The following is a 17,004-nucleotide window of genomic DNA, read 5'->3' as shown; positions in this document are numbered from 1 at the left end:
ATGACCGAGTACACGACCGGCGCCCCGCGCGAGCCGGGCAGCCAGTGGTACGACGGAGAGGCCGGGCCCCTCGTCCGCCCCTACGCCATGACCGGCGGCCGCACCAAACCCGGCCCCTCCGGAGTGCGGTTCGACCTGATCGCCCTGGTCACACTCGACCCGGGCGCGCCCGGCGTCGACGACGACACCGCGCTCGGCCCGGAACACCGGGCGCTGATCGACCTGTGCCGGGTGGAGACGCAGTCCGTCGCCGAGCTCGCCGCCGGCGCCGATCTCCCCGTGGGCGTGGTCCGGGTGCTCCTGGGCGACCTGCTGGAACTGGGCTGCGTCACCGTGAGCCGCCCGGTGCCACCGGCCCAACTTCCCGACGAACGGATTCTGCGCGAGGTCATCGCGGGATTGCGTGCACTGTAGATGAGCATCCGCAACCCCGCGCACCGTTCGGAGCAGACGCGATCCGGTCCAACCGCCCACGACCGGAACGCAGTTGTCATGATGCTGGCTTCACGTCCTGAGCTCAAAGAGCGAACCCGGCGCACCGGGCGCACCGAGCGAACCCACCCCACCGAGCGGTGTCGCGCGCACCCCGCGTCACGGACCCCCGACCATCCCGCACATGTCCACCGCAGCCGGCCCTCCCGAGAGAAGTGATCATGGTCTCCGAGTACTCCGAGCCCGCCGCTGACGACACGTCGGCCATGGCGCTCAAGATATTGGTCGCCGGCGGCTTCGGTGTCGGAAAGACGACCCTGGTCGGCGCCGTCAGCGAGATCCGGCCGCTGCGCACCGAGGAAATGCTCAGCGAAGCGGGCCAGTCGGTGGACGACACGGACGGCGTGGACCAGAAGGTCACCACCACCGTCGCCATGGACTTCGGCCGCATCACCATTCGCTCCGGGCTCTCCCTGTACCTGTTCGGCACTCCGGGCCAGGACCGCTTCTGGTTCCTCTGGGACGAGCTGTCGCAAGGAGCCCTCGGGGCCGTCGTCCTCGCCGACACCCGCCGCCTGGAGGACTGCTTCCCGGCGGTCGACTACTTCGAGCACCGGCACATCCCGTTCGTCGTCGCCGTCAACTGCTTCGTCGGCACCCGGTCCTACGGCGCGCACGACGTCTCCCGCGCCCTGGACCTGGACCAGGGCACACCGGTAGTGCTGTGCGACGCCCGTGACCGGGACTCCGGCAAGGAGGTGCTGATCCGGCTCGTTGAGTACGCCGGGCGGATGCACACCGCCCGGCTCCTCGACTCGGTGGGCTGAGCCTCAGGCCGTGAGGTCCTTGAGCGCCACCACTTTCTCCACGGTGACCCTCACGAGCAGCTCGCCCGGGACGCCGTTGCGGGCGCCGAACTCCTCCGCGCGCTCCTCTCCCACGTAACGGGCCGCGATCCGGGTGGCCGAGTCACGCAACTCACCCAGTTCCTCGGACAGCCGGGCGCGCCCGCTCAGCACCACGAAATGGAACGGGGGCCGGTCGTCGTCCACGCAGAAGGCGACACGCCCGTCGCGGGCGAGATTGCGCCCCTTCACGGTTTCCTTGCCGGTGTTGAAGATCAGGTCGTCCCCGTCCAACAGGAACCAGACGGGAGCCACGTGCGGGCTGCCGTCGGCGTTGACGGTGGACAGCTTGCCGGTGCGGGTGCCGTGCGAGACGAACGCCCGCCATTCCTCGTCGGTCATCTTCTGGGCCATGCCTCCATCCTCCTTGCCCGGACGGCGGTGGTGGGGAAGGCTGGCGGGGAGATCCTCCAGCCAGGGGGAGACGGCACACGGGGAGACGTTACGACATGGTGCAGAACCAGGGACTCGGCTGGCTGCTCGACGACCTGACCGAGCGCGTGGAGCACGTACGGCATGCGCTGGTCCTCTCGAACGACGGCCTGGTCACAGGAGCGAGCACGGGCCTTCGCCGGGAGGACGCGGAGCATCTGGCCGCCGTCGCCTCCGGGCTGCACAGCCTCGCCAAGGGCTCCGGACGCCACTTCGGCGCGGGCCAGGTCCGTCAGACGATGATCGAGTACGACGACGCGGTGCTGTTCGTCACCGCTGCCGGAACCGGCAGCTGCTTGTGCGTGCTCAGCGGCGCGGAGGCGGACATCGGCCAGATCGCCTACGAGATGACCCTGCTCGTCAACCGGGTCGGCGAACACCTCGGCGTGGACGCCCGGCAAGCGGAGCGTTCCTCCGTGGTGGACCTCTGACCTGCGGATTCACCATCTGTGGCGGAGTTGTCCACAGGGCCGCCACGAGATTCGCCGAAGCGGCTACGGTCTTTTTCACGGCGAGCGCAACCGGCGCCAGCCACCCGCTCCACGGGGGAGAACGACCATGTCCGGCACCACGATCGCCCGACCCCACCCGCTCACCAGCACGTTCAGCCGCGCCGCCCGTGAACTGGGCCTCAGGCGAGGCGAGTTCGACCTCGCGGTGCATCTTGGACGGATCCGCACAGTACCTGACGAAGGCGGCGGAGGCCGCCGTGTCCTCCGGACCGAGATCGAGCGGCTCCAGGCCTGGGCCGAAACCCTCCGCGAGAGTGTGCGAGTCGTCGGTACGACCGAGGGTGCTGCCCTGATGGAGATTCCGGCGGGCAGGTTCACCCGTTTCGCGAAACTCGGCCTGGTGACTCCCGTGAACTGGTACCCGAACCGCTATCGGGCCGTGGTCTGGCTCTATCTGGCGGAGGAGCTACGGCAGTTCGCGGCCGACGAGAAGAACGCACGGCTGCTCACCGGCCGCACGCCCGAGGAGTTGCGTGACCGTCTGAGGGCGGGAGCGGACCAGCGGGCCCGCAACTGGCGCGGACGCCACTGCGGTTTCCTGCTGAGGAAGGCGGACGGGCCGTGGGAGCGGGCCGGGGTGGTGGCCGGCTTCCTGGACCCCGGCGAGATCGACGACGTTGTGACAGACCCTCATGAGCGTGCGTATGTGAAGGCCTTCCGGCCGGCCCCGCCCGCTCACGGCACCCCGGGCTCGCCGACCGCGCTGCTCGCCGAAGAACTGATGACGGCGGACGAGCCGCACGAGATCGACTGGTTCCGGAACGACCTGGCACGGGCCGTGGCGGAGGCCCGCACGCTTCACCTTGCGCCCCACCCTGGCAAGCAACCGCACCACTGTGCCAAGCAGCCGCCCCGCCCTGCCCCGCATCCGCAGCACCCGGCACCGGCGCGACCGAGCCCCGCGCGCGGCCTGCGCGGCTGGCTGCGTGGCAGAAGCCCCCGTCCCGCCCACTGAAGAACTCCGGGCCTCGCCCACTGAAGAACCAGGACTACGGGTCAGAGGCTCTGCTGTACTACAGGGCCCTGAACAGCCCCTCCTGGACGACCGACACCAGCAGCCGCCCCTCCAGGTCGTAGACCTGCCCGCGGGCCAGGCCCAGGCCACCCGTGGCGATGGGGGACTCCTGCTCGTACAGGAACCACTCATCCGCCCGGAACGGCCGGTGGAACCACATGGCGTGGTCCAGCGAAGCCATGTCGAAGTTCCGCGGTCCCCACAGGGGCTCGACGGGGACCCGCACCGCGTCCAGGAGGGTCATGTCGCTGGCGTAGGTCAGCGCGCAGGTGTGCACCAGCGGATCGTCACCCAGCGGACCGACCGCGCGCATCCACACCGCGCTGCGCGGCTCGGCGCCCGCTATCTCCTCGGGATGCCAGCGCAGCCGGTCGACATAACGGATGTCGAAGGGCTGGCGGCGCGCCATCCGTTCCAACTGCTCCGGCAGCACGCCCAGATGCTTGCGGATCTCCTCGGCGAGTGTCGGCAGCGACTCCGGGTGCGGCACCTCGCGGGCCGGCGGCAGCTGGTGCTCGAAAGGCCCCATCTCAGGCTTGTGAAAGGAGGCGGTCAGATTGAAGATCGTGCGGCCCTGCTGCACGGCGGTGACCCGGCGCGTGGTGAACGACCGCCCGTCCCGGATCCGCTCGACCTGGTACACGATCGGCACGCCAGGGCGGCCCGGGCGCAGGAAGTACGCGTGCAGCGAGTGCACCGGACGGTCGCCCTCCGTGGTGCGGCCGGCGGCGACCAGCGCCTGGCCCGCCACCTGGCCGCCGAAGACCCGCTGGAGGGACTCCTGCGGGCTGCGGCCACGGAAGATGTTGACCTCGATCTGCTCCAGGTCGAGCAGGTCGACCAGTCTCTCGGCCGGGTTCGTCATGGGTGGGGTTCTCCTGTGGTCAGAGCTGGCCGACATCGGTGACGCGGACGACCGCGCGGCCCTCGGCGTCGGAGGCCGTCAGATCGACCTCCGCGCTGATACCCCAGTCGTGGTCGTCGTTCGGGTCGTCGAAGATCTGCCGGACGCGCCACAACCCGTTCTGCGGCTCCTCCTGGATCACGAGCAGCTTGGGACCACGGGCGTCGGGGCCGGTGCCCAGGTCCTCGTACTCGTCCCAGTACTTGTCCATCGCCTCGCCCCAGGCCTCGGCGTCCCAGCCGGACTCCGCGTCCATCTCGCCCAGTTCGTCGACCTGGTCGAGGGCGGCCAGCTCCACCCGGCGGAACATCGCGTTGCGGACCAGGACCCGGAAGGCGCGCGCGTTGGCGGTGACCGGCTTGACCTCGTCGGCCTTCTCCTGAGCCTCCTCGGCGGTCATCTCCTCCGGGTTGGCGAGCTGCTCCCACTCGTCCAGCAGACTGGAGTCGACCTGGCGGACCATCTCGCCCAGCCACTCGATCAGGTCCTGCAGATCCTCGGACTTGAGATCGTCGGGGATGTTGTGGTCCAGCGTCTTGTACGCGCTCGCCAGGTAGCGCAGCACGATGCCCTCGGTGCGGGCCAGCTCGTAGAAGGACACCAACTCCGTGAAGGACATCGCCCGTTCGTACATGTCCCGGATCACCGACTTCGGCGACAGCGGATGGTCGCCGACCCAGGGGTGGCTCTTGCGGTAGGTGTCGTACGCGTGGAAGAGCAGCTCTTCCATGGGCTTCGGGTAGGTGACGTCCTGAAGGCGCTCCATGCGCTCCTCGTACTCGACGCCGTCCGCCTTCATCGCGGCCACGGCCTCACCGCGCGCCTTGTTCTGCTGGGCGACGAGGATCTGGCGCGGGTCGTCCAGGGTGGACTCGACGACGGACACCATGTCGAGAGCGTACGACGGCGACTCGGGGTCGAGGAGTTCGAACGCGGCAAGGGCGAACGTGGACAGCGGCTGGTTGAGCGCGAAGTCCTGCTGGAGGTCGACCGTGAGGCGGACGATACGGCCGGTGGCGTCCGGCTCGTCGAGCTTCTCGACGATGCCGCCGTCGAGGAGCGAGCGGTAGATGGCGATCGCCCGGCGGATGTGCCGCAGTTGCTGCTTGCGCGGCTCGTGGTTGTCCTCCAGGAGATGGCGCATCGCCTTGAAGGCGTTGCCCGGGCGGGCGATCACCGACAGCAGCATCGTGTGCGTCACCCGGAAACGCGACGTCAGCGGCTCGGGCTCGGACGCGATCAGCTTCTCGAACGTGTTCTCCGTCCAGCCGACAAAGCCCTCCGGCGCCTTCTTGCGCACCACCTTGCGCCGCTTCTTCGGGTCGTCGCCCGCCTTCGCGAGCGCCTTCTCGTTCTCGATGACGTGCTCGGGCGCCTGCGCGACCACCAGCCCGGCCGTGTCGAAGCCGGCCCGGCCCGCCCGCCCGGCGATCTGGTGGAACTCACGGGCACGCAGGGTGCGCACCCGGTTGCCGTCGTACTTGGTGAGGGCGGTGAACAGGACCGTGCGGATGGGCACGTTGACGCCCACGCCCAGGGTGTCGGTGCCGCAGATGACCTTCAGCAGACCGGCCTGCGCCAGCTTCTCCACCAGGCGCCGGTACTTGGGGAGCATGCCGGCGTGATGGACGCCGATGCCGTGCCGGACGTACCGGGAGAGGTTGCGGCCGAACTTGGTGGTGAAGCGGAAGTTGCCGATCAGCTCGGCGATCTGCTCCTTCTCCTCCTTCGAGCACATGTTGATGCTCATGAGCGCCTGCGCCCGCTCCACCGCCTGCGCCTGGGTGAAGTGCACGATGTACACCGGCGCCTGCTTGCTCTCCAGCAGTTCGGTGAGCGTCTCGGTGAGCGGGGTGAGCTTGTACTCGTAGGACAGCGGCACGGGGCGGGTCGCCGAGCGGACCACCGACGTGGGGCGGCCGGTGCGGCGGGCGAGGTCCTCCTCGAAGAAGGAGACGTCGCCGAGGGTGGCGGACATCAGGATGAACTGGGCCTGCGGCAGTTCGAGGAGCGGGATCTGCCAGGCCCAGCCACGGTCGCCCTCGGCGTAGAAGTGGAACTCGTCCATGACGACCTGGCCGACGTCCGCCCGCTTGCCGTCGCGCAGGGCGATGGAGGCGAGCACCTCGGCGGTGCAGCAGATGACGGGTGCGTCGGAGTTCACGGAGGCGTCGCCGGTGAGCATGCCGACGTTCTCGGTGCCGAAGAGCTTGCACAGCTCGAAGAACTTCTCCGACACCAGCGCCTTGATCGGCGCCGTGTAGAAGGTGACCTCATCCCGGGCCAGCGCGGCGAAGTGCGCACCGGCGGCGATCATGCTCTTGCCGGAGCCGGTCGGCGTCGACACGATCACGTTCGCCCCGGAGACCGCCTCGATCAGCGCCTCCTCCTGGTGGGGGTAGAGCGTGAGACCGCGCTCCTGGGCCCACGACTCGAAGGCTTCGTACAGGGTGTCGGGGTCGGCGGTCGGCGGCAGGCGATCGATGAGGGTCACGCACCCATCTTGCCTGGCCCACCCCCCAAGGGGGGAATCGGCTGCGAGCCCGAAGATCACGACCCCTATGCTGTGTCGCCGACGGAGCGTCATCGCACCCGGTCAACTGGACAGCGGCATACGAGGAATGGGGCGGATAGCGGCCATGATGGGACCAGCACACTCACTGTCGGGAGCCGCCGCCTGGCTCGGCGTCGGAGCCGCGGCTGCCGCGGCCGGGCATGGGATGCCCTGGCCGGTGCTACTGGTCGGGGCACTGATCTGCGCCGGCGCCGCACTCGCCCCCGACCTCGACCACAAGGCCGCCACCATCTCGCGCGCCTTCGGACCGCTGTCGCGCGGGCTCTGCGAGATCGTCGACAAGCTCTCCTACGCCGTCTACAAGACGACCCGGAAGCCGGGCGACCCGCGCCGCTCCGGCGGGCACCGCACGCTGACGCACACCTGGGTGTGGGCGGCGCTGATCGGCGCGGGCTGCTCGGCCGCGGCGATCCTCGGCGGCCGCTGGGCGGTGCTGGCGATCCTCTTCGCGCACATGGTGCTGGCGATCGAAGGCCTGCTGTGGCGTGCGGCCCGCGGCTCCAGCAGCGACGTGCTGGTGTGGCTGCTCGCGGCGACCAGCGCCTGGATCCTGGCGGGCACCCTGGACAAGCCGGGCAACGGCTCGGACTGGCTGTTCACCCAGCCCGGCCAGGAGTACCTGTGGCTGGGGCTGCCGGTGGTGCTGGGGGCGCTGGTGCACGACATCGGGGACGCGCTGACCGTCTCCGGCTGCCCGATACTGTGGCCCATCCCGATCGGCCGCAAGCGCTGGTACCCGCTGGGCCCGCCGAAGATGATGCGGTTCCGCGCGGGCAGCTGGGTCGAGCTGAAGGTGCTGATGCCCGTGTTCATGGTGCTGGGCGGCATAGGCTGCGCGGCCGCCCTGAACGTGATCTGACCGGAGGGTCAGCCGGCCTTCCCGGAGCCGCTCCCGTAGCGCCGCTCGAACGCGGCGACGCGGCCCTCGGAGTCCACCGTGCGGGCCTTTCCGGTGTAGAAGGGGTGGCTCTCGGAGGAGATCTCCACGTCGACCACCGGGTAGGTCTGGCCGTCGTCCCATTCGATGGTCTGGTCGCTGGTCGCGGTGGACCGGGTCAGGAAGGCGTACCCGGCGGCGCGGTCGCGGAAGACCACGGGGTGGTAGTCGGGGTGCTTGTCCTGCTGCATGGCGACTCCTCGGACAGGGCGGTCGGGGCGGTCGGGCAGTGGGGTCCGGCGTCAGCCTTAGCCGGTGTCCTCATCGACGATGTGCATCGCGGCCTCCTCGGCGGAGGCCCCGGCGCCGTCGATGCCGACGTCGGTGGCGACGAGACCGTTCTCGTCGTCCTCGTGCGCCCCCTCGTCGGGTGCCACGAGGCGGCCGGAGCGCAGATCGCCGACCTCGTTGTCCAGGAGTTCGCCGTCGCTGCCCTGGCAGTCGCCGATGCCGTCGCCGTCGGGGCCGGCCGGATCGGGCAGCTCCTCGGCGAGCCGCTGGTCCAGGGTCTCGCCCCGGTGGCCCTCCGCCGCGGTCACCCCGGTGTGCTCAACGGCCCACGGCCGCTCGGGCGGGGACCAGCCCCGGTCCAGGGGATCGCTGACGCCGTCGGACTCGAGCGTGTCCTCCACGTCGAGCAGTCCGGTGTCCTCGCGGATCTCGGATCCGTCGGGCTGGTAGACGTCGTCCCCCCATCCGTCGGCGGTGGTCACGGCTACCTCCAGGGAGTGAGGCGACGGTCCGAGGGGCGGGCCGTCGGCACGCTCGGCACGGGCCTCGCTCGCCGCGAACCCTGTGGTTCCCGGCCGGTCCCCGAACCGGTGCCGCTATCCAGCCTTCCACCCCTGCTCGTCCCCGCGCAACGGCACGGTGCGCGACCTGCGCCGCGTACCCCGTGCCGCGGCCGGTCACCCGTGCCACGACCGCCACAGCGCCGCGTAGGCGCCGTCGGCCGCCACCAGCTCGTCGTGGCTGCCGAGCTCGCTGATCCGGCCTTTCTCGACCACGGCGATGACGTCCGCGTCATGGGCGGTGTGCAGCCGGTGCGCGATGGCGACCACGGTGCGGCCGTCGAGGACCCGGGCCAGGGACCGTTCCAGATGGCGGGCCGCGCGCGGGTCGAGCAACGAGGTCGCCTCGTCCAGGACGAGGGTGTGCGGGTCGGCCAGCACCAGCCGGGCCAGCGCGATCTGCTGGGCCTGCGCCGGTGTCAGCGTGAGTCCGCCGGAGCCCACCTCGGTGTCCAGGCCCTGCTCCAGGGCCCGCGCCCAGCCGTCCGCGTCGACCGCGCCCAGGGCCGCCCACAGTTCTGCGTCCTCGGCGCCGGTCCGGGCGAGCAGCAGGTTGTCGCGCAGGGAACCCACGAAGACGTGGTGCTCCTGGTTGACGAGGGCCACATGGGAGCGGACCCGTTCGGCGGTCATCCGGGACAGCTCCGCGCCGCCGAGGGTGATCCGGCCGTCGCGGGGCGCGTAGATCCCGGCGAGCAGCCGGCCCAGGGTGGACTTGCCCGCGCCCGACGGTCCGACCAGGGCGAGCCGGGTGCCGGGCGCGACCTCCAGGGAGACCTCGCGCAGCACGTCGACGCCCTGGAGGTAGCCGAAGCGGACCTCGTCCGCGCGCACCTTGCGGCCCTCGGGGGCCAGCGAGGCGTCACCGGCGTCCGGCTCGATGTCCCGGACGCCGACCAGCCGGGCCAGCGACACCTGGGCGACCTGGACCTCGTCGTACCAGCGCAGGATCAGGTTCACCGGCTCGACGAGCATCTGGGCGATGAGCGCGCCCGTCGTCAGCTGGCCGACGTCGAGCCGGCCGTTGAGGACGAAGGCGCCGCCGATCATGAGCACCGAGCCCAGCACGACGGTGTGGGTGGCGTTGACGGCCGGGAACAGCACCGACCGCAGCCACAGGGTGTAGCGCTCCCATGCCGTCCACTCCTTCACCCGGCGTTCGGACAGGGCGATGCGCCGGGTGCCGAGCCGGTGCGCCTCGATGGTGTGCCCGGCGTCCACGGACTCCGCGAGGGCCGCGGCCACCGACGCGTACCCGGCGGCCTCGGAGCGGTAGCCGGAGGGCGCCCGCCTGAAGTACCAGCGGCAGACGACCACCAGGATCGGCAGGGCGAGCAGCACGGTGGCGGCCAGCGGGGGCGCCGTGACCACGAGCCCGCCGAGCAGCAGCACGACCCACACGACGCCGATCGACAGCTGCGGTACGGCCTCCCGCATGGCGTTGGCGAGCCGGTCGATGTCGGTGGTGATCCGGGACAGCAGGTCGCCCGTGCCCGCCCGCTCCAGGACGCCCGGCGGCAGCCCGACGGACCGGACGAGGAAGTCCTCGCGCAGGTCGGCCAGCATCCGTTCGCCGAGCACGGCGCCCCGCAGCCGCACCTCGCGCACGAAGAGGGCCTGGACGCCGAGCGCGAGCACGAACAGGCCGATGGTCAGGCCCAGATGAAGTTCACGGGCACCGTCCGACACCCGCTCGACGAGTCCGCCGAGCAGGTACGGGCCGACCATGGAGGCGACCACGGCCACCGTGTTGACCATGACGAGGACGGAGAAGGCCCGGCGATGCCGGCGGAACAGTTCGGCCACGTAGGCGCGCACTGTCGAGGTGGCGCCGATGGGCAGCGTGGTGGCGGTCGTCGGGGCGGCCGGGTCGTACGCCGGTGGTGCGACGCCGATCATGCGCTTTCCTCGATCTCTTCCAGCGCGCCGGCTCGCAGCGCGGCCTCGTCGTTCACGGTGCCTCCGAGAGGGACCTCTTCCTTCATCGCGCCCCGCAGGACCGCTTCCGCGTCCGTCTCCCGGGTCACCACCGCCCGGTACCGGGGCTCGGTGCGCACCAGTTCGCGGTGCACGCCGACCGCCGCGACCGCGCCCTCGTGGACGAGGACGACCCGGTCGGCCCGGTCCAGCAGCAGGGGAGAGGAGGTGAACAACACGGTCGTACGGCCGGACCGCACCTCGCGGATCCCCTCCGCGATCCGCGCCTCGGTGTGCGAGTCGACGGCGGAGGTCGGCTCGTCCAGGACGAGCACCTCGGGGTCGGTGATCAGCGACCGGGCCAGCGCGAGCCGCTGGCGCTGCCCGCCCGACAGGGAACGCCCCCGCTCGGTGATCCGGGCGTCCAGCGGGTCGGTGACGTCCAACGAGCCCTGGACCAGGGCCTCCAGGACGTCCGAGCACTGGGCGGCGGACAGCGCGTCCTGGGCCCGTACGGCCCCTGACGCCGGCACGTCGAGCAGCTCGCGCAGCGAACCGGAGAGCAGCACCGGGTCCTTGTCCTGGACGAGCACCGCGGTGCGGGCGGTCTCCAGCGGCAGTTCGTCGAGCGGTACGCCGCCGAGCAGCACGGAGGTGGCGGCCTCGGCCGGGTGGCCGCCCAGCCGTTCGGCGAGGTGGCCGGCCGCGTCGGGGTCGCCGCAGACCACGGCGGTCAGCCGGCCCGCGGGCGCCAGCAGACCGGTGTCCGGGTCGTACAGGTCGCCGTCCGGCAGCGCGTCCGCGCGGGAGCCGCCGGTGTCGGTGGCCCGCTCCAGGGAGAGGACCCGGGCGGCCCGTTTCGCCGAGGGGCGCGAGAAGGAGTAGGCCATGGCGATCTCGGTGAAGTGCTGCAGCGGGTAGTTGAGGATCATGACCGAGCTGTAGACGGTGACCAGTTCGCCGACGGTGACTCGGCCCTGCCGGGCGAGGTGGACGCCGTACCAGACGACCGCGATCAGCAGCAGTCCGGGCACCAGCACCTGGATCGCGGCGATCAGGGACCACATCCGGGCGCTGCGTACGGCGGCCCGCCGCACCTCCTGGGAAGCACGGCGGTAGCGGTCGAGGAAGAGGTCCTCGCCGCCGATGCCGCGCAGCACGCGCAGACCCGCGACGGTGTCCGAGGCCAGCTCGGTGGCCCGGCCGGCCTTCGCGCGCTGCAAGTCGGCGCGCCGGGTCGCCCGGGGCAGCAGCGGCAGCACGGCCAGTGCCACCAGGGGCAGCCCGGCGGCGACCACCCAGCCGAGCGCGGGCTGGTAGAGGAGCAGGCCGACGCCGACCGCTACGACCGTCAGGGCGGCCGCGGTGAACCGGGAGACCGCCTCGACGAACCAGCCGATCTTTTCGACGTCGCCGGTGGAGACGGCGACCACCTCGCCGGCCGCCACCCGCCGGGTCAGCGCCGAGCCCAGTTGGGTGGCCTTGCGGGCGAGCAACTGCTGGACGCGGGCGGCCGCGGTGATCCAGTTGGTGACGGCGGCCCGGTGCAGGAAGGTGTCGCCGACGGCGATCGCCATGCCGCACAGCACGAGCAGACCGCCCGTCAGCGCCAGCCGCGTGCCGGAGCGGTCGGTGACGGCCTGGACGGCGAGCCCCACACAGAAGGGGAGCGCGGAGACGGCCACGAAGTGCAGCAGTCCCCAGGCCAGCGCCTTGAGCTGGCCACCCAGTTGATTTCGCCCGAGCCACCACAGGAATCGGGGACCCGAGCGTGCGTCCGGCACGCCCGGATGGGAATACGGAAGATCTTGAATCTGCATGACGTCCCAGCGGCTTGTGTCGGGGGGAGGTGGCGACAAGCCGTGAAAGGTTCGCGTCGGAGCGTGGTCGAAATCAAACGGTTTTCCCCGGCGGCCGGCGAAATCAGCCGTCTTCTCGCCAGGGATTGCCGCCCCACACGCAAATAACGCCGGGAAATTCAGGCAATGGCGCGTTATGCGATGCCAGGAGGGGCGGGTGCAGATCAAGAGCGTTCGGCGTGTGACCGCCGTGATGGAGATGGCCCTCGGAGCCGTCCCGTGGACCCTGAGCGCGTGCGGGGGATCGGAGAGCGGTGGCGCGAGCGACGGCGTACCGGGCGCGCCCCCCAGAGCCGCCCCGGCGAGCCGGGTGGCGCAGCCGAGGCCGGCCGTCCCCGTAGGCGGCCCCATCGCGCTCCCCGGTGTCGGCGAGCGGCTGCACGGGGAGATCCCCGCCGACTCCAGCCAGGTCCTGGCCGTGTACGGCGAGGGCGAGGACTCGTCCGACTCCACGGTCGTGCTGTACGTCCTGCAGGACGACGGCTGGCGCCCGGTGGGCAGTTGGCCCGCGCACAACGGGCGGAACGGCTGGAGCACCGACCACTATGCGGGCCACGAACGCAGCCCGGTCGGCGTGTTCACCCTCACCGACGCGGGCGGGGTGCTCCCCGACCCGGGTACCCGGCTCCCCTACGCCCAGGACGAGGACGCCTGCGCGCCCCCGTACGACTGGGACTCGGCGCACCGGCACGACTTCGACTACGTCATCGCCATCGACCACAACCGGCTGCGGGGTGTACCGCCGCACGATGCCACCCGCCCACGGGGCGCCGAACGGGGCGGCGGCATCTGGCTGCATCTCGATAACGGCAGCGGCACCTCGGCCTGCATCAGCCTCTCCGGAGAGGCCATGCGGTTCCTGCTCCACACGCTCGATCCGGACCGCGATCCGGTCGTGGTGATGGGGGAAAGGAGGGATCCGCCCTGACGGGGCACCGGGGGACGCTGGTCACCGGCCGGCCGGGCCGGGCTTCGGTCCGGGCACCCCGGAGGAGCCGGCGCTCGTGTGCACCAGGTCCACGTCGTTCGCCCGGACGTAGGCGAGCCGGTGGCCGAACTGGATCTCGTAGTACCTCTCCTGGCCCAGTACGACGGGCTGGGGCGTGCCGGAGAAGGACGACCTGTCGACGTAGGAACTGCCGACGCCGGACTGTGTCACATACCGCTGGCCCGCCCGGAGGCTGTACGGGAGCGGCGAGTCGGACTCCTCCTCCATTCCCTCCGGGTAGGCCTCCGCCTCCGGCAGGGCACGTCCGTACACCGGGATCTCGTCCAGGCCCTCCTTCGGCGTCACCATGCGCCCGTTCGCGCCGACGGCCGCAGGGTGATCCTTGGGGTTCCTGAACCAGGCCTTGTTGCCCTGGTACCAGATCGCCGTCCACTCGCCGCTGCGGTCGGCGACGGCGAATGTCTGGCCGGTGGAGACACGCGATCCGAGGTCGCTGACGTCCTCCGTGGATTCGTCGCCTTCCGGCCTGCGGCCCGGGTCCTGGATCAGCGGCGCGTTCTCGTCCGGTCCGGTGTGGAGACGGACGGCGCTGGAGCCGTGCGGCAGGCACCGTTTGCCGTGACCTTCACACCCCGTGAACCGCGGCTTGTGGGTGGCGTAGTCCGGCAGCATCATCACCATGTCGCTGTCCGGTCCGGCCGTGGCCCGCAGCGGCGCGCCGAGCAGGTCGAAGTAGTGCTGCCAGTCCCAGAAGGGGCCGGGGTCCTCGTGCATCTCGGGGATGGAGTCGCCGGTCGGAGCCGGCACGTTGTCATGGCCGAAGATGTGCTGCCGGTCGAGCGGGACGCCGTACTTCTTCGCCAGGTAGCGCACCAGGCGGGCCGAGGACTGGTACATCTGCTCCGTGTACCAGGTGCCGGGGTGGGTGAGGAACCCTTCGTGTTCGATCCCGATCGAGCGGGCGTTGACGAACTTGCTGCCGGAGTGCCAGGCCTCGTCCTTCGTCCTGACGTGCTGGGTGACGTGGCCGTCGCTGGAGCGGATCGAGTAGTGCCAGGACGCCTCGGTCGGGTCCTGCACGGTCTTGAACATGTTCGGCAGTGTCGACTCGGTGTCGTGGATGACGATGTATTCGATCCGCTGGTCCCGGGGCCGGTCGGCCAGGTCGTGGTTGCCGTAGTCGCCGTCGTCGTCGATCTCCTGGTACGGCGCGGCGAGCCAGTCACAGGCCAGCTCGGGAGGGCACTCGACCTCCTTGGGCCGTGGTGGGACCTGCGGGCCGGGGTGCGGGCTGACGCCGGGGGTGGCGGGGAGCGTGACCTGCTGCCCGTCGGCGGTGGTCCGGTGCGCCCCCCGGCGGATCAGGGTGAAGACATCGTCGGCGTACGTCGTCGCCGAAGCGACGTCACGTGTGCCGGGGAAACGTTCCACCGCCTGCCACCAGTCCTCAGGGTCGTCGCTGAGCGGCTTGCCGAGATGCCGTTGCACGGCGGCCAGCAGGGCCGCGCCGCCGCGTACGTTGGCGACGGCGTCCGTCCGCAGCGCCGCGGCCGGGACCTTGATCAGCCGTGCGGCGTGTTCCAGGTCCGCCGGCTGTACGGCGTGACCGCCCGAGGCGAACTCCGTCCCCTCGAGCGAACCGTTCCCGCGGCCGTCCGGCGCCGACGGGCCCGCCGCCGGCGCCGGCGCCGGGGCCTGGCCGTGGTCGGGCTCCACCAGGTGCATCGGCCCGTAGCCGCCCGCGACGCTGGGGGTGCCGGGATGGGAGTCCCAGCGCGACTGCATGTAGGACACGCTCATGAGCACACTGCGCGGCACGTGGAACTCGCGCGCGGCATCGGTGAAGGCGTTCTGCAGGCGCTGGTCCTCCGCCTCGTCGGCGCCCGACGCCGGGAGGATCAGCAGCGGTGGCAGCAGCGCGGCCGTCGCGAGCAGACAGGCCGTCAGGCGGCACGTCCGCAGAGCGCCGGGCACACGTGGGGCGACAGTTCTTCTCATACCGGAGGTTCTCCAACCGCTTGCTGAGGGTCTCCAACCACGCTCGTCGCAACCAGGGCAAAAGGGGCTGCCCTTAACGTCACCCCTCGTACGTTTCCGTGTCCGGCGCGGCACGGCGCGCCGAGCGTCAACCGGGTGGACCAGCGGTCCGGCGGAGGCCACCCGGTCGGCGGCAGCGGATCGGCATCCGGGGGGCGGTCGCACACCGTCCGGGCTCAGTCCTCGACCGGGTCCACGTGCCAGTCGGGATGGCCGGGCATGGGCGGGGTGTCCGGCCCGTACAGCCAGGGCGTCAGAAACGGCGTCAGGTCCTCGCCCGCGACCTCGGAGGCGAGCGCGACGAAGTCCTTGGTGCCGGCTGCCCGGCCCCGGTACCTGGTCACCCAGGTGCGCTCGATCCGGTCGAACGTCTCGTCACCGACCTTCTCCCGGAGGGCATACAGCACCAGCGCCGAGCCGTCGTACCGCATCACCTTGAACAGCGTCGGCTCCGTCGGCTCGGCGGGCGCTCCGTCGTCGTGGCGCCACTGGTCGTGCTGCTCGTACGCCGCCCGCATGGCGTCCTCCATGCTGGTGCCGCCGTGCTCGTCGGAGTACAGCCGCTCGTAGAAACGGGCATGACCCTCACTCAGCCACAGGTCGGACCAGCGCCGGATGGCGACGCTGTCCCCCGTCCAGTGGTGGGTCAGCTCGTGGACGAGATTGCGTTCGGCGTGGACCCGGTCGCCCAGCAGGTCGTCCTTCGGTACGACGGACAGCGACTGCGTCTCCAGCGCCACCGGCAGATCGGTGTCCCCGACCAGCACGCCATAGCGGCGGAACGGGTACGGGCCGAGCCGCCGTTCCAGCCAGGCGAGGTGCTCCGGGGTGAGCGCGCGGTGGGACTCGGTGTCCGCGACCAGGCCGTCCGGCACCACGTCCCGGACGGGCAGTCCGCGCGGGCCCGTGCCGTCGACGAACGCGAACTTCCCGATCGCCATCTGGACCAGCTGTGCCGCGATGGGTTCCTCGGAGTCGTACGTCCAGCGCACGCGTCCGCCGGGGCGCTGGACGCGGTCGACGAGCCGGCCGTTGGCCACCGCGCGGAGTCCCGCGGGGGTGGTGATGCGGAAGGTGACCGGCGCCCGCAGGCTGGGGTGGTCGTCCACCGGGAAGACCAGCTTGGCGCCGTCGGGCTGCAGACAGAGCAGGGTGCCGTCGGCGGTGGGCACCCAGCCGTACTCCCGGATCGCGTCGCCACGCTGCCGGCGCTGGGTGGGGTCGGCGGTGTAGGTGACGCGGACGGCGAAGGTGCTGCCGCGGGGGATCGCTCGCGCGGGCGTGACGACGAGTTCGTCGCCGTCCCGTACCGCGGTGGCCGGTACGCCGTCGACGGTGACCCCGTGCAGGGTGTTGCCCGCGAAGTCCAGGTCGAAGCGGGACAGGGCCTGGGTGGCGGTGGCGCTGATGGTGGCTCCGGCCTCGAACGGCGTCTCGGGTGCCTGCCAGTCGAAATCGAGCGTGTAACGGCGCACCGTGTAGCCGCCGTTGCCGTCGAGCGGCATCAGCGGGTCGCCGATGCCCGGTGCGCCGGGGGCCGGGTCCCGGGCCGGGCCGGAGGAGGCGGCCGAGGGGCCGGGGGCGGGGGAGTCGTGGCCGCGGTGCGGGAGGCCGGCGAACACGGCGTCGCAGGTGAGGGCGACGGCACCGCCGAGGGCGAGGGCGAGGGCCGCGCGACGGACGCGAGCGGTCGTGATCTCCATGGAACCACTGTGGCAGTAAGATCCGCTTATAGCACT

General features: G+C 71.3%; 15 protein-coding genes. 6 read left to right on the top strand and 9 right to left on the bottom strand.

Translation table 11 applies throughout. The features are described from left to right. Positions 1-414, top strand: coding sequence for a DUF742 domain-containing protein (locus ABZ396_RS17560; protein ID WP_358921985.1), 414 nt, complete (start codon positions 1-3; stop codon positions 412-414). Positions 415-653: 239 nt separating this feature from the next. Further along, on the top strand, positions 654-1,259 hold the full coding sequence (locus tag ABZ396_RS17555) for an ATP/GTP-binding protein (protein WP_358921983.1): 606 nt from the start codon (positions 654-656) through the stop codon (positions 1,257-1,259). A 3-nt stretch (positions 1,260-1,262) separates the two neighbouring features. On the opposite strand, the gene ABZ396_RS17550 is transcribed toward ABZ396_RS17555, so the two are convergent. Beyond that, on the bottom strand, positions 1,263-1,691 hold the full coding sequence (locus ABZ396_RS17550; protein WP_358921981.1) for a PPOX class F420-dependent oxidoreductase: 429 nt from the start codon (positions 1,689-1,691) through the stop codon (positions 1,263-1,265). 95 nt (positions 1,692-1,786) lie between these two features. Here ABZ396_RS17550 and ABZ396_RS17545 point away from each other — a divergent pair, with 95 nt between their 5' ends. Next, positions 1,787-2,200, top strand: coding sequence for a roadblock/LC7 domain-containing protein (locus tag ABZ396_RS17545; protein WP_358921979.1), 414 nt, complete (start codon positions 1,787-1,789; stop codon positions 2,198-2,200). Positions 2,201-2,327: 127 nt separating this feature from the next. After that, positions 2,328-3,236: a DUF6397 family protein gene (locus ABZ396_RS17540; RefSeq protein WP_358921978.1), complete on the top strand. Its 909-nt coding sequence runs from the start codon at positions 2,328-2,330 to the stop codon at positions 3,234-3,236. 58 nt (positions 3,237-3,294) lie between these two features. Here ABZ396_RS17540 and ABZ396_RS17535 read toward each other — a convergent pair whose 3' ends face one another. Continuing rightward, positions 3,295-4,161, bottom strand: a complete 867-nt coding sequence (locus ABZ396_RS17535) for an acyl-CoA thioesterase II (protein WP_358921976.1) — start codon at positions 4,159-4,161, stop codon at positions 3,295-3,297. A 19-nt stretch (positions 4,162-4,180) separates the two neighbouring features. After that, positions 4,181-6,694 carry a DUF3516 domain-containing protein gene (locus ABZ396_RS17530; RefSeq protein ID WP_358921974.1) on the bottom strand — a complete coding sequence of 838 codons (2,514 nt, stop codon included), beginning with the start codon at positions 6,692-6,694 and terminating at the stop codon, positions 4,181-4,183. Between the two features lie 145 nt (positions 6,695-6,839). On the opposite strand from ABZ396_RS17530, the gene ABZ396_RS17525 reads away from it, so the two are divergent. Continuing rightward, positions 6,840-7,634: a metal-dependent hydrolase gene (locus ABZ396_RS17525; protein ID WP_358921972.1), complete on the top strand. Its 795-nt coding sequence runs from the start codon at positions 6,840-6,842 to the stop codon at positions 7,632-7,634. An 8-nt stretch (positions 7,635-7,642) separates the two neighbouring features. On the opposite strand, the gene ABZ396_RS17520 is transcribed toward ABZ396_RS17525, so the two are convergent. From ABZ396_RS17520 to ABZ396_RS17505, 4 genes are all read right to left on the bottom strand, one after another. Further along, on the bottom strand, positions 7,643-7,903 hold the full coding sequence (locus ABZ396_RS17520) for a type B 50S ribosomal protein L31 (protein WP_358921970.1): 261 nt from the start codon (positions 7,901-7,903) through the stop codon (positions 7,643-7,645). Positions 7,904-7,960: 57 nt separating this feature from the next. Next, positions 7,961-8,425: a DUF5709 domain-containing protein gene (locus tag ABZ396_RS17515; protein ID WP_358921968.1), complete on the bottom strand. Its 465-nt coding sequence runs from the start codon at positions 8,423-8,425 to the stop codon at positions 7,961-7,963. 195 nt (positions 8,426-8,620) lie between these two features. Next, on the bottom strand, positions 8,621-10,402 hold the full coding sequence (locus ABZ396_RS17510) for an ABC transporter ATP-binding protein (protein ID WP_358921966.1): 1,782 nt from the start codon (positions 10,400-10,402) through the stop codon (positions 8,621-8,623). Further along, a complete protein-coding gene (locus ABZ396_RS17505) occupies positions 10,399-12,240 on the bottom strand; it encodes an ABC transporter ATP-binding protein (RefSeq protein ID WP_358921965.1) in 1,842 nt (613 codons plus the stop codon). Before ABZ396_RS17505 ends, ABZ396_RS17510 begins: the two co-directional genes overlap by 4 nt. A 196-nt stretch (positions 12,241-12,436) precedes the next feature. Between ABZ396_RS17505 and ABZ396_RS17500 the strand changes: the two genes are divergently transcribed. Then, on the top strand, positions 12,437-13,207 hold the full coding sequence (locus tag ABZ396_RS17500) for a L,D-transpeptidase family protein (protein ID WP_358921963.1): 771 nt from the start codon (positions 12,437-12,439) through the stop codon (positions 13,205-13,207). A gap of 21 nt (positions 13,208-13,228) precedes the next feature. On the opposite strand, the gene ABZ396_RS17495 is transcribed toward ABZ396_RS17500, so the two are convergent. Together ABZ396_RS17495 and ABZ396_RS17490 are read right to left on the bottom strand one after the other, a co-directional pair. After that, positions 13,229-15,226 carry an N-acetylmuramoyl-L-alanine amidase gene (locus ABZ396_RS17495; RefSeq protein WP_358921961.1) on the bottom strand — a complete coding sequence of 666 codons (1,998 nt, stop codon included), beginning with the start codon at positions 15,224-15,226 and terminating at the stop codon, positions 13,229-13,231. Between the two features lie 215 nt (positions 15,227-15,441). Beyond that, positions 15,442-16,968: a M1 family metallopeptidase gene (locus tag ABZ396_RS17490; RefSeq protein ID WP_358921959.1), complete on the bottom strand. Its 1,527-nt coding sequence runs from the start codon at positions 16,966-16,968 to the stop codon at positions 15,442-15,444. Positions 16,969-17,004 lie beyond the last annotated feature (36 nt).

The organism is Streptomyces sp. NPDC005866 (assembly GCF_040629895.1).
GTDB lineage: Bacteria > Actinomycetota > Actinomycetes > Streptomycetales > Streptomycetaceae > Streptomyces.
The sequence above is the reverse complement of the archived record's forward strand: the minus strand, read 5'-3'. Positions and strand labels throughout refer to the sequence as shown.